Annotated in this window: 7 protein-coding genes; 4 read left to right on the top strand and 3 right to left on the bottom strand. The window is 51.8% G+C overall.

Going from position 1 to position 13451, the window contains the following annotated elements:
• Nucleotides 1–95: 95 nt before the first annotated feature.
• Both C5O19_RS03625 and C5O19_RS03620 read left to right on the top strand, forming a co-directional pair.
• Complete coding sequence (locus tag C5O19_RS03625) at nt 96–3023, top strand: SusC/RagA family TonB-linked outer membrane protein (RefSeq protein ID WP_104709944.1); 2928 nt, start codon at nt 96–98, stop codon at nt 3021–3023.
• A 12-nt stretch (nt 3024–3035) separates the two neighbouring features.
• Nucleotides 3036–4487 (top strand): RagB/SusD family nutrient uptake outer membrane protein, encoded by a 1452-nt coding sequence (locus tag C5O19_RS03620; RefSeq protein ID WP_104709943.1) that lies wholly within the window; start codon nt 3036–3038, stop codon nt 4485–4487.
• Between the two features lie 244 nt (nt 4488–4731).
• Here the strand turns inward: C5O19_RS03620 and glgB are convergent, their stop codons facing one another.
• The 3 genes from glgB to C5O19_RS03605 all read right to left on the bottom strand — a co-directional run bounded on the left by glgB (nt 4732) and on the right by C5O19_RS03605 (nt 10461).
• Nucleotides 4732–6723 (bottom strand): 1,4-alpha-glucan branching protein GlgB, encoded by a 1992-nt coding sequence (glgB, locus tag C5O19_RS03615; protein ID WP_104709942.1) that lies wholly within the window; start codon nt 6721–6723, stop codon nt 4732–4734.
• 302 nt (nt 6724–7025) lie between these two features.
• The gene (locus C5O19_RS03610) at nt 7026–9494 is read right to left on the bottom strand and encodes an endonuclease MutS2 (RefSeq protein ID WP_104709941.1); all 2469 of its coding nucleotides are present in this window, start codon (nt 9492–9494) and stop codon (nt 7026–7028) included.
• 1 nt (nt 9495) lies between these two features.
• Nucleotides 9496–10461: an NAD(P)-dependent oxidoreductase gene (locus C5O19_RS03605; protein ID WP_104713857.1), complete on the bottom strand. Its 966-nt coding sequence runs from the start codon at nt 10459–10461 to the stop codon at nt 9496–9498.
• A 301-nt stretch (nt 10462–10762) separates the two neighbouring features.
• Here C5O19_RS03605 and pdxA point away from each other — a divergent pair, with 301 nt between their 5' ends.
• Together pdxA and C5O19_RS03595 are read left to right on the top strand one after the other, a co-directional pair.
• Complete coding sequence (gene pdxA, locus C5O19_RS03600) at nt 10763–12526, top strand: 4-hydroxythreonine-4-phosphate dehydrogenase PdxA (protein WP_104709940.1); 1764 nt, start codon at nt 10763–10765, stop codon at nt 12524–12526.
• A 26-nt stretch (nt 12527–12552) separates the two neighbouring features.
• On the top strand, nt 12553–13431 hold the full coding sequence (locus tag C5O19_RS03595) for a YicC/YloC family endoribonuclease (protein ID WP_104709939.1): 879 nt from the start codon (nt 12553–12555) through the stop codon (nt 13429–13431).
• Nucleotides 13432–13451: the final 20 nt, after the last annotated feature.

Here is a 13451-nt window from a genome sequence, read left to right as displayed (position 1 = left end):
TCCAACCCTACTTTGAAGCGTTTCAAGGGCAGTATTGCTGTGCCCTTTCCTGAAGTTTTAAGTCGATTCATACATTCACTTAGCTAGAAAAAACGATGAAACAATTCTCCCTGAGTTTGTTAGGGCTGATGTTCTGTCTGTGCAGTTTTGCCCAGCAGATCTCGCTCACCGGAACCGTTCGTGACGATACGGGCCAGCCCTTACCCGGCGTCAGTGTCGTGGTTCGGGGTACGCTGCAAGGCACGACGACCAACGCCAATGGTCAATTTACGATTCAGGTCGGACCGACGGCGGTACTGGAGTTCAGCTCCATCGGATACGAAAACGCCTCCTTACCCGTTGAAAACCGAACAACGCTGGACATTTCGCTTAAAAAATCAGATACGCAGCTCGACGAAGTGGTTGTACTGGGCTATAGCTCCACCACGCAGAAGAACCTGACCGGATCGGCTCAGGCCATTACGCCCAAAAATCTGAAAGACGTTACGGCGAACAATATATCGCAGATGTTACAGGGCAAAGCCGCTGGTGTGCAGGTGGGCTCCAATTCCGGTGATCCGCGGAGTGCTCCGAAAATCATCATTCGCGGCGTAGGTACGCTTACCGCCAGTTCCGATCCCCTGTACGTGGTGGATGGTGTCATTGGCGGAATCCCCAACCCCAGCGATATTGAGTCGCTTACGGTGTTGAAAGATGCTTCGGCCACTGCTTTGTACGGGGCACGGGCGTCCAATGGCGTGATTGTCGTGACGACCCGGCGGGGGGCAGCGGGCAAAACGAAACTCACGGCCCGGCTTAACAAAGGGATTGGTACCCTGAATCTGGGGAATTTTCGGCTGCTGAATGGTCCGGAATTATATGCCGTACAGAAACAGGCCTTCGAACGGGATCGCCCCGGTCAGAACATTAACAGCTTTCTGCCCACACCCGAAGCCAATGCCAATACCAACTGGTTTGATCAGGCCTTCCGCACGGCGTCCAACACGCTGGCCGAGCTGAACGCCTCGGGAGGCTCGGACAAGACCCGTTTTTTCATCAGCGGTAACTATTATCAGGAAGAAGGGATTTTGAAGGAGACCGGATTAGATCGCTTCGGTCTGCGGCTCAATTTCAACCACGATGTAACCGAAAAACTGCACCTAACGCTCAACACAGCGGGTACGTATACGCGGGGCTACGACAACAGCGGCGGTTCCCTGTACGGAGCGTATACCTATCTGCCCTACGATGATCCGTATTATGAGGGAAAACCCTACAACCCTATTACGGGAGCTAAAACCTGGTACGGTCGCGATAACGCGAACTTCATTTACAACCAGCAGTTTGAGAAGTTCAAAGAAAATACACTGGCTGGCGACGTGTTATTCAAAGCGGAATATGAACTTCTGCCCTGGCTGACGCTTTCGATGACCAATCGGGCTCAAACTACGTTTTACGAAACCGAAAGTACTGAGGACGCTCGGGGCAACAGTGCCGCTGACGTACAGGGTCGCTTGTCGCAGTTTAACAGTCGGGATTATACCCTGCTGACTTCCAACCTCCTCCGTTTCAAACACGAATTTGCCGGGGGCCATACGCTCGATGGATTAGCGGGGTATGAGTACCAGACCTATTACTACCAGTCGCTGGGTGCTACGGGAAAGGGGATTTTTTCCGGGCTGGATATTCTGGATGCGGCCTCCCAACCCGAGAGCATTCAGGGTACCAAAAATGACAATGCGTTTTCGTCGTACTTGTTTCAGGCTAATTACGGCTACAACGACAAGTACATCGTGACGACCTCGTTTCGGCGGGATGGCTCGTCCAAGTTTGGTCGCAATAAGAAGTTCGGGAATTTCTACGCCGTCGGTTTTACCTGGAATGTTTCCAACGAAAGCTTTCTAGCCAATCACCGCAACATCAATAATCTTAAACTTCGCCTGAGCTACGGTACTACGGGCAACGCCGACGGCATCAGCGATTATGCAGCTCAGGGCCTGTACAACTTGACCGATCAGTACGCGGGCGTGCCTTCGGCCTATCCCACACGAATTGAGAATCCGAACCTTTCCTGGGAAGTTTCCAATAATGCCAACTTGGGGGTGGATGTGACGCTCTGGAAGCGATTGTCAGTGACGGTGGATGTGTATAATCGTTTGACGAACAATCTGTTGTTCAACCGTCCGTTGCAGGGCACGAGCGGGTACGCGTACATCACCGAAAACATCGGATCCGTTCGAAACCGGGGGCTGGAGGTGGTGTTCTCCGGAGATGTCATTCAGCAAAAGAACTTTAAATGGCTGATGGAAATCAACGCGGGTATGAACCGCAATGAGCTGACGGAACTCTACGGAAACACCAGTTTTATCGCGAACAGCTTACGGCCTTACGCCCTGAACCAACCCCTGAATAGCTGGTACATGCGGCGTTGGCTGGGCGTGGATACACAAACGGGCAATCCGTTGTGGGAGAAAGTCAATGCCGACGGGACGGCCAGTTCAACGGGGAATTATAACGAAGCCACCCTGCAATTCATCGGCAGTAACGCCAACCCCAAACTCTTCGGTGGAATCCGGCAGGTACTGACCTGGAAAAACCTGGAACTGAATGCTTTCTTCTCGTACTCAACCGGAGCGATGATCTACAACGGGGATCGTCAATTGTTCGACAGCGATGGAGCCTACGATCGTTACAGCCTCATGGCTCTGTCTAATGGCTGGTCCCGCTGGCAACAGCCCGGCGACGTGGCCACGCACCCCCGCTACGTACTGGGTGGCAATAACAACTCGCAGCGGCCTTCGTCCCGCTTTCTGGAAAATGGCAATTACCTGCGACTACGGAACATCAGTCTGAGCTATGACTTCCCTTCAGAACTCCTGCAGAAAGCTAAGCTGGGGGGCCTTCGGCTGACAGCGTCGGCGGATAACCTGTTCACCCTTACCAAGTTTTCGGGCATTGATCCGGACATTCCGGGCACGGGTGAAGTGGGTACGAAGTATCCGTTCAGCAAAAAATTCGTCTTTGGTATTCAACTGAGCTTCTAATCTTTTCTTCGTATGAAGACCTTCTCTCTTATCCGTACGCTGCCGCTTTTTCTGGGGTTGCTGGCTTCGTGCAGTATCGATAAAACGCCCTACGACGGCCTTTCCGAGTCGGAATTATTGACTAATGAACAAGGCCTGCGGGCCGCTACGGATGGCAACTATACCATCATTAAGTCGCTGGATTATACCCGAAATCTCTACATCATGAATGAATTTCAGGGCGATAATGTGACGCTGAGCGGTACCACCACTGATCCGCTGTTTCTGACCTATACCTACCGCCATACGGCCGATCAGGGCAATGCTCTACAGATTTACCGGAAAGGTTACGCCGCGATTATCGGCTGTAATAAAGTGATCACGGCAACTACGGCGGGGCAGTCGAAAGAACTGGATCAGCTGCTGGGTGAAAACCTGTTTCTGCGGGCCATGATCCACTTCGACCTGGTACGCCTGTTTGGCCGTCCCTATACGCAAAGCCCCGAAAGTAATCTGGGCATCGTCATTAAAACCGACCTGACGCCCGACGACAACGCCAGCCGGGCTACGGTGAAAGCAGTTTACGATTTCATTGTGGCGGACCTGAAAAAGGCGGCCTCACTGATGACGATTGCCAAAAGCAGCAGTTACGCTACGGCGGAAGCGGCCCACGCCCTGCTGTCCCGGGTGTATCTCTACCAGAATCAGAATGATCTGGCGATTGAAGAAGCCAATCTGGTTATCAATAGCAAGCGTTATACCCTGTCGACGCCCACGCAAGTGCCGACTTTTTATACCCTCGAAAACGAGCAGAATCCCGAAATCATTTTTGCGATCAAGCATACGCTCCGGGATGACCGCACCTGGAGTGCCATTGGGTCCATGTACTACACCTCGCCCGGCGGCGTGGGTTGGGGTGAAGTCTACGCTTCACAGGCGTACCAGGATTTGATCAATCAGTTTCCGAATGATCAGCGGCGTTCGTTTCTGGTACGGAAACTGACCTCGACAGGCCAACAGGAAAAGCGGAATGGCATCGATAAGGTATACATTACCAAGTTCTCCAATCAGGGTGGCATTCCTACGCTCAGTTCACCCGTCGTTTTACGCCTGTCGGAAATGTATTTGAACCGGGCCGAAGCTTACGCCAAGAAAGGCCAGCTGGATCAGGCCATCGCCGATGTCAATACCATCCGGACGCGGGCAGGACTGAGCGGTACGGCCTTGTTCAGTACGTCGGATTTGAAAGGCTTGGCGTCAGTGCTGGACGTGGTCCTACAGGAACGTCGGCTGGAGCTGGCCTTCGAAGGGCATCGGGCCTATGATCTGTACCGCAACAACCGTAGCCTGGTACGAAATTACCCCGGCTACCACAATATCCAGACCGGTCAGCAGACGGTTCCAGCCACGGATAAACAGGTTGTCCACCTCATTCCCGAATCGGAGATTGTGCTGAATGGGAATTTGAAGCAGAATCCGATTTAGCATTTTGGGTTTTCAGCTGAATACTGGCCTAAGATAGATCTGAATGAAAGGCAAGCATAAACCCCAGCATTACTCTGAGTCATATTATACTCGGAGTAATGCTGGGGTTTTTCTTTGTGAACTTTTGTGTCTTTGTACCGTCGTAGTTAACGACTTAACCCAAAACTCAAAACGCTTCCTACCAAACTTTCAGCTCCCCCCGCCTGTTCTTCCCACCACCAATACCCAAAACTCAAAACGCTTCCTACCAAACCTTCAACACAATCGCTGCCAGCGGAGGAATGTTTACGCTGATGGATTGTTCTTTGCCCTGCCAGGCGATGGCTTCGGACATGTAGGTACCATTTTCGTACTTGCCCGTACCCCAGAAACGAATGGCGTCGGAGTTGAAGATTTCGGTATACATCCCCTGCATTGGCACGCCAATGCGGTAGTTGGGACGGGGTACCGGAGTCATGTTCAGTACAATTACCAGTTTTTCGGTGGGTGAATGGCCTTTACGGCTGTACACCAGCACCGTATTTTCGCGATCCGTCGTATCAATCCATTCGAAGCCTTCGGCTGAGAAACTATGCTCAAAGAGGGCTGGTTCTTTCTTATACAAAGCATTCAATTCCGTCACGCAGGCTTTCATACCCAAATGCGGCGGGTACTGCAAGAGGTGCCAGTCCAGCGATTGTTTAAAGTTCCACTCCGACGTCTGACCGAATTCGCCCCCCATAAACAGTAATTTGGTTCCGGGGTGCGTAAACATGTACGTGAATAACAATCGAAGGTTCGCAAAACGCTGCCATTCATCCCCGGGCATTTTTGAAACCAGAGCCTCCTTGCCGTAGACCACTTCGTCGTGCGAGAGGGGTAACATGAAGTTTTCGGTAAAACCGTAAACCGTACTGAAGGTGAACTGATCCTGGTGGTATTTACGATAGGCTGGATCTCGTTCGAAGTACTTCAGCGTATCGTTCATCCAGCCCATCATCCACTTCATCCCAAATCCCAGCCCGCCCGTATATACCGGACGCGATACGCCCGGAAACGCCGTTGACTCCTCGGCAATGGTTTGCGTGTCGGGGTATTCCTGATAAATGATCGTATTGAGGTCGCGGAACAGTGAAATCGCTTCCAGGTTTTCGCGGCCCCCAAATACGTTGGGTATCCACTCACCCGCATTCCGGGAGTAGTCCAGATACAGCATGGAAGCCACGGCATCCACCCGCAAGCCATCGACGTGGTAGCGATCCAGCCAGAAAACGGCGTTTGACAACAGGAAGCTCCGTACTTCGTTCCGACCGTAGTTGAAAATATAGGATTTCCAGTCGGGGTGATAGCCCTGACGGGGATCGGCGTGTTCGTACAGGTGTGAACCATCAAAGTAAAACAAGCCAGTGGTATCGCCCGGGAAGTGGCTCGGTACCCAGTCCAGAATCACGCCAATGCCATTCTGATGCAGTTTTTCGAACAACATCATCATCTCCTGTGGCGTACCGTATTTATTGTTAGCGGCGTAATACCCCGTAATCTGATAACCCCAGGAAGGTTCGTAGGGGTGTTGCATGACGGGCATGAACTCGACGTGCGTAAAGCCACATTCTTTGACGTGTTCGACCAGACGATCCGCAAATTCGGGAATCCGTAAACGACGATCCGGGTCCTGTGGGTCGCGTAACCAGGAGCCTAGGTGGACTTCATACACCGAAACGGGAGCGTTGAGTTTATTCTTCTCCCCTCGCGTCTGCATCCAGTCGGCGTCGTTCCATTCGTACCAGGTATCCCAAACGATACTGGCTGTGGAGGGTGGCTCTTCCCAACGCAGGGCGTAGGGATCGCCTTTCTCCAGTTCTTCGCCCGAATTGGCTACGATAAAATATTTGTATACCTCGCCATTGCCCACGTTTGGAATCCAACCTTCCCAGATTCCTGAACTGTCATAGCGTACGTACAGAGCATTCGCTCCGCGATTCCAGTAATTGAAGTTACCAATCACGGATACGTACTTGGCATTCGGAGCCCATACGGCGAAATACGTACCCGTGACGCCCTCGTGCTCCATGACGTGCGAGCCGAGCTTTTCGTACAGTTTAAAGTGTTTACCCGACGCAAACAAATGAATATCGAACTCAGAAAAGCGACTGAGCGGTTCGACGGCTTTGAAAGAAACAGAGGAAGTCGGATCAGCCGATTGCCCGGACAAACTTTCCTGAGGTTGAGGTTCTAGTTGAATGCTTGACTTCGCCATACGTGGTGTAAAACAAATGATAAAAGGCTGCAAATGAGTAACCTATTTCAGACCTGCCGCAAGGGTTTGGAAATTCCTGAAAGTCGGACTGGGGTTCTGAATACTTAACTAAAAAGCGTTCGTTTGGTTAGTACCGGTTTCGATAAAAATTCCGAACCATAGCGTCGTGAAGGACTGCCGCAAAATAGCATTTTCCGACGAATGTACTAGAGAAAAAAGAGCGAAGAACCAGAAAAGCAAAAAGGCTCATTCGTTCGCTAGTTTGAACGAATGAGCCTTGATAAGCTATGGAATCCGTAAGGTTATTTCATCTGAACTACCGTAACCCCTGCCCCACCTCGATCAGGGTGTTCGTCGGCCATACCGGCTACCTGTGAGTAGGTACGCAGGTGATTGCGAAGGAGTTGACGCAGAATACCGTCACCTTTCCCGTGTACAATCCGCAGTTCAGGGTACCCCAGCATAATGGCATCGTCCATGAAATTATCGACAGCCACCATTGCCTCTTCGCCGCGTTTACCCCGTACATCCAGGTTGAACGAGAAGTTGATAGCTTTTTCGTTTAGATCTACACCCGTGAGCTTGGCCCGGGGTTTATCGTCGCCCGTAGCGGCTTTGAATTCTTTGCGGGACACCTTTTCGAGACGGTTCGCTTTCACCGTCGTACGCAGATCGCCAATGGCAATAACGGCGTCTTTTCCCTTCAGATCCAGTACTTCACCCACCGTACTCTGTCCCTTGATGCGGACCAGTGATCCTACCGTAATGGTCCCTCCTACGACTTCCACTTCGTTCGTCGGAGCTGGGGCGGCTTTGGGTGGGGCAATCACTTCCTGCGTGAGTTTCTGAGCCGAGAAATCGGTTAATTGCTGACGAATTTCCTTGGTGGCCAGCTTTTCAGCTCCTTGTTCGCGGATTTCCCGAATGGTATTCTCAATCTTGGCATTGGCCTCCCGCAGCAGTTCTTTCGCCTGAACCTTAGCCTCGTTAAGTAGCCGTTTCTTCTCCGTATCCAGGTAACTTTTCAGCGTCTGGTACTGCTCGGTGAGTTTATCCAGTTCCTGCTGTCGCTGTAAGTTCTGAGCGTTCCGATCCTGGAAGACCTTTTTTTCGATTTCCAGTTCCTTCGATAACTTCTCAAAATTCACCTGATGGCGATCCAGCTTCTGCCGGGCCGCGTCGAGTACGGGCTTGGGCAAGCCGATTTTCCGGCCAATTTCAAAGGCAAACGAACTACCGGGCTTACCAATTTCCAGCTCGTAAAGCGGTTCCAGGTGTTCGGCATCGAAACGCATGGCTCCATTCACCAGCCCTTCCGTACGGTCGGCGAAGGTTTTCAGATTGGAATAGTGTGTGTTGATGACGCCGTAGGCTCCCGAGCGATTCAAGTCGTTGAGGATACTCTCGGCAATGGCACCACCCAGACTCGGCTCGGTTCCCGTACCAAATTCGTCGATCAAAAACAGCGTTTTTTTGTCCGAATGCAACAGAAAATGCTTCATGTTAGTCAGGTGCGATGAGTACGTAGACAAGTCATTTTCCAGACTTTGTTCATCGCCAATGTCCATGAACAGATTCCGGAAGAGCCCAATCGTCGAGAAATCATCCACCGGTACCAGCAGGCCGCACTGGAACATATACTGGATCAGACCCAGCGTTTTCAGCATTACCGACTTACCCCCGGCGTTGGGACCCGACACGAGCAAAATGCGTTGCGTGGCATCCAGTTTCACGTGCAGCGGTACCACCGACCGACCCTGTTTCTGATAACTCATCAATAGCAACGGGTGCCGGGCTCCGTGCCAGTCCACAAGAGGTTGCTGGACAAAAAACGGAGCGTTGGCGTTCATTTCCAAAGCCAGTTTAGCCTTGGCCCGAATGAAATCCACGATCCCCAGAAAGGTATACGCCCGCTTGAGTTCTTCGGTATGCGGACGCACTTTCGAGGTCAGATCGGTCAGGATACGGATGATTTCCCGGCGTTCCCGCGATTCCAGTTCCCGAATTTCATTGTTCGATTCCAGAGCGTCGGCGGGTTCCAGAAAAACGGTTTTCCCCGAATCCGACTCATCCTGTACGAAGCCGCGAATTTTGCGTTTGTGCTCGGCTACCAGCGGAATCACCATCCGGCCATTCCGTACCGTCATGGTTGCTCCTTCGGGTACCCATCCGTTTTGCTGAGCCGTGCGTAACATCGAATCGAGCGTCCGCCGCAGACGGGCCTGTTCAGCAATCAGTTCGCGACGGATGTGCTGCAATTCCGCCGAGGCATTGTCCCGCAACCGACCGCGATCATCGATGATCCGGTCAATTTCCTTCAGTAGCTGCGATAGCTCATCGCTTTTGCTCCGGCGGGGTTTATCCTCGTCGTCGGTTTTGCGTTCCTGAAACGCCTGTACGGTCAGTTCCCGCAGGTACGGAAAGCTAGGTTCTTCTTTGTTCTCGAAAAATCGCTGAATGCTCTGAATGGTACGCAGTGAAAGCTTGAGATCGAAAAATTCCTCTTCGTTCAAAAAAGCCCCTTCGATACGGGCTTTGGCAATCTGTTCGGTAACGTCGATGTAATTAGACTGCGGAAAATCCGGCTCGTGAGCCACAATTTCCTTCATTTCGGCCACCTGACCTACCATTTTCTGGATCTGGTCAAAGCGATCGGAAAAGCGTATTTTCTCCACAAACGACCGGCCCAGCGACGACAGGCAAGCCTCGCTCAGCATCTGACGAATCCGGTCGAATCCGAGTTTTTCTTCTATGTTTTTTGGGTAAAGCAAGTTAGTTTTTGGTTATTAGTTGGTTGTTGTGCGGTTGCCCAAACGCCTCCGCAATCTGCTGCACCAGCACTTCATTAATCCGGACGTAGCTCTCGTGCGTCCAGCCCGCTACGTGGGGTGTAAAGATGACATTCGGCAATTGAATCAAGGAATCAAACACTTCGTCAGGACCGGCGGGTAACTGGTGGAGTTTTTCGTTTTCCAGTACGTCCAGGCAAGCTCCCAGTATTTTTCCGGATTGTAATCCCTGCAACACGGCGGCCAGCTGCACGATCTCTCCCCGCGAACAGTTGATCAGGTAGAAAGGCTTCTGAAAACGGCCAATGAAGTCTTCGCGTACCAGGTAACTCGTTTCATCCATCAGCGGAATGTGTAAACTCAGCACATCGGCCTGCTCAAAAAGCTGCTCCATCGTGGCCTGCTTGGCATAGGCATCGGAATAATTATCCCGGTATTTATCGTAAGCCAGTACGTTCACGTTGAAGCCGCTCAGTCGTTTGGCAAAGGCCTGTCCGTTATGCCCGTACCCGATCAGACCAACGGTTTTGCCGCCCAGTTCGGTACCGCGATTGGCTTCGCGTAACCAGATTTTCTGGCGTACTTCCCGGTCGGCGGTATGGATATGGTTGAGCAGAGCCAGTAGCATACCCAGGGCGTGTTCGCCCACGGCGTCCATATTTCCGGCATTCGCAGCAAACAGGCGTACGTGATGGCGATCGCAGGCTTCCCGGTCAATCAGATCCAGTCCGGCCCCAGCCCGACCGATGAATTCCAGACGCGTGGCGGCCTGTAGAAAAGCCTCGTCCACGCGGGTTTTATTACGGATCATCAATCCTTCGTAATCGGCAATCTGTTCGAGAATTTCGTCCCGCTTGGCTTTGGGTTGATAGGTATAGGCAAACCCGGCTTTGTCAAGCATTTCGAACAGGCTGGGGTGCATTTCATCACAAACAAAAATTCGTTTCATTGCAGAAGGAGTTAGCCAAAGCTGGGCTGGTATTGCTAATAAAAAGTCAAAGTTAAAACTTTCGTATCGCCCATGAAAGTCCGTATAATTCAACCCATTTTCAAGGCTCAGAGTTTCCCTAAGCGATAGGAAAGGATATTTTGAATATTCCTCGTAGGCCAGAAATAAACTTTCCCTACTACGGTCTTTGCCAAAAAAAGACTTCCCGCAGGGCCAATTCCCTGACGGATGCCGTAACTTCGCCCAGTTATCCTGATTTTCAAGGTCAGTATAACCCCAAATCTGACTGGATGAAACGATCATGAGCGAGCAAGCACAGAAACCGGTTATTGGCATCACTTTGGGCGATTACAACGGCATCGGACCCGAAGTAATCCTGAAAGCCTTACACGGAAATCAACTCAATAAACATTTTACGCCGGTGGTCTACGGATCGATGCGGGTACTGAACCGTTACAAGCATCTGTACGACATGAAAGACTGGCAACTGCATCCGGCCCCGGCGGCGGATCAGTTGAACACTAAAATGGTCAACGTTATCACCTGTTTTGATGATAGCCAAACCAATGTCGAACCGGGTAATGTAGTACCCGAAGCCGGACAGGCGGCTTACCAGAGTCTGGCCAAAGCCGTTGAAGATCTAAAAGCGGGACATCTGGCCGCTTTGGTGACGGCTCCCATCAACAAGTACAATATTCAATCCGAAGAATTCAAGTTTCCGGGGCATACCGAATACCTCGCCGAAGCCTTCAGCAGTTCTGAATACCTGATGTTCATGGTTTCTGAACGCCTGAAAGTCGGCGTCGTGACGGGTCACGTGCCCTTGGGCCGGGTTCGTTCGAACATCAATCAGGATGCGGTTTCCCGGAAATTAACCCAGATTATTAAATCTTTAAAGGAAGATTTTGGTATCCAGAAACCCCGCGTCGCTGTCCTGAGTTTGAACCCACACGCGGGTGAAGACGGACTTTTAGGTAACGAAGAAAAGGAGGTAATTACCCCCGTAATCGATCAATTCCGGAAGAAAAATCATCTGGTGTACGGACCTTTTCCCGCTGACGGCTTCTTTGGGGCCAATAGCTGGAAGAAATTCGACGCCATTCTGGCGATGTACCACGATCAGGGCCTGATGCCGTTTAAGATGCTGGCTTTTGAAGACGGCGTGAACTTTACGGCAGGTCTGCCCATTGTCCGGACGAGTCCTGATCACGGCACGGCTTACGATATTGCGGGTAAAAATGTAGCGGACCCCAGTTCCATGTTACACGCGTTGTACTCGGCTCTGGACATTGTACGGCATCGTACCGAATGGGAAAGCCTAGAAGCCCAAGGACTGGAGCACCAGAATAGTGCAGCCATGACGGAACTGCCCGTCACGGATGAACGGGATCCTCGAACGGAAACTTCGACCCGCTCACAGGAACGTCCCAATAAGGAAGAGCGTCCCAACCGGGAAGATCGCCCGAATCGCGACGAGCGGCAACCCCGCGAAGAACGAGCGACCCGGGAGGATCGGCCCAATCGGGAAGACCGCTCCAACCGCGAAAATCGGCAACCCCGGGAAGACCGCCGTCCAGCTGCCTCACCCGTAGCTACGGACTTGCCCGCATCGGACCCGGTAGCCGAACAACCGCTTCAGCCCAAAACCGAAGAACAACGAACGAACGAACGCCCCCGGCGGGAGGACCGACAAAATCGGAATAACCGTCCCCAACGGGAAGAGCGTCAGCAACGCCCAGATCGGCGGGAAAATCAAAACCAGCGGCCCCCGCAGGAAGTCAGTGCTGACGCGACCCCTTCCGGCAGCGAAGAACAACGTCCCAATGAACGCCCCCGGCGGGAAGACCGGCAAAATCGGAATAACAACCCCCGTTTCCAGCGAGACGAGCGTCAGCCACGCCCGGATCGGCGGGAAAATCAGAACCAGCGGCCTAAACCGGATCAGGAAGGAACCCCTTCGGAAAATCGGGAAGCCCAGGTAAAATTATTAGCGATTTCTCAATCTTTACTGATTGCCAAAACGCCGCCAACCAACGCTAAACCGGACGAGACCCCTGAAGCTTAGTCGTTCTTGTTCATATTTTCTGTGCTATGTTGAAATCGATGACCGGCTTTGGTCGGGGCGTACTGGAAGCGGATGGCTTTCAGGTAACCGCTGAAATTAAGACGTTAAATTCCAAAGGGTTAGACATTTTTTGCCGCATACCCAAAAGTTTATCAAGTCGGGAAATTGAACTGCGTAATCTCCTTTCGGCTGAACTTGAACGCGGAAAGATTGAGCTGAATATCAGTATTACTAAGACGGCACAGGCCGAAGCCTCCGTTTCAGTAAACCGTCCGCTCGTGAAGGCGTATTTTCAGGATTTACGCGAAAGCTTCTACCACCTGAGCAACAGTTTCGACGATCTGGAAATGTTCAAGCTGGCTCTGACCTGGCCGAATGCCCAAAATACCGAAGTAGTTACAGAAAGCTCGGAAGACGAGTGGAAAACCGCTCTGGAAGCCGTACGTCTGGCCCTGACCGAATGCCAGGCCTTCCGCGAACGCGAAGGACAGGTGCTCGAAGGGATCTTCAGCGATTGCATCAACGGGATTGAAAAAGGCTTACAGCAAGTTTCCGAACAGGATGGACTGCGGATTCCGGCAGTACGCGAACGCTTGCTGAAAACCATTACGGATTTACTCGGGGAAGATGGTTTCGATAAAAATCGCTTCGAGCAGGAGTTGGTCTACTACGTCGAGAAATACGACATTTCCGAAGAAAAAGTACGCCTGCAAACGCACCTCGATTATTTCCGGGAAATCATCCAGGAAGGTAACGGCAAAAAGCTGGGTTTCATGGCTCAGGAAATTGGCCGAGAAATCAATACCATCGGCTCGAAAGCCAATGATGCGGGCCTGCAGCGACTGGTCGTAGGTATGAAAGACGATCTGGAGAAAATTAAGGAACAAACGGCGAACGTGTTGTAAATAGTGAGCCTTTGAATGTT

The sequence above is a fragment of the Siphonobacter curvatus genome (genome assembly GCF_002943425.1).
GTDB classification, from domain to species: Bacteria; Bacteroidota; Bacteroidia; order Cytophagales; family Spirosomataceae; genus Siphonobacter; species Siphonobacter curvatus.
The sequence above is the reverse complement of the archived record's forward strand: the minus strand, read 5'-3'. Positions and strand labels throughout refer to the sequence as shown.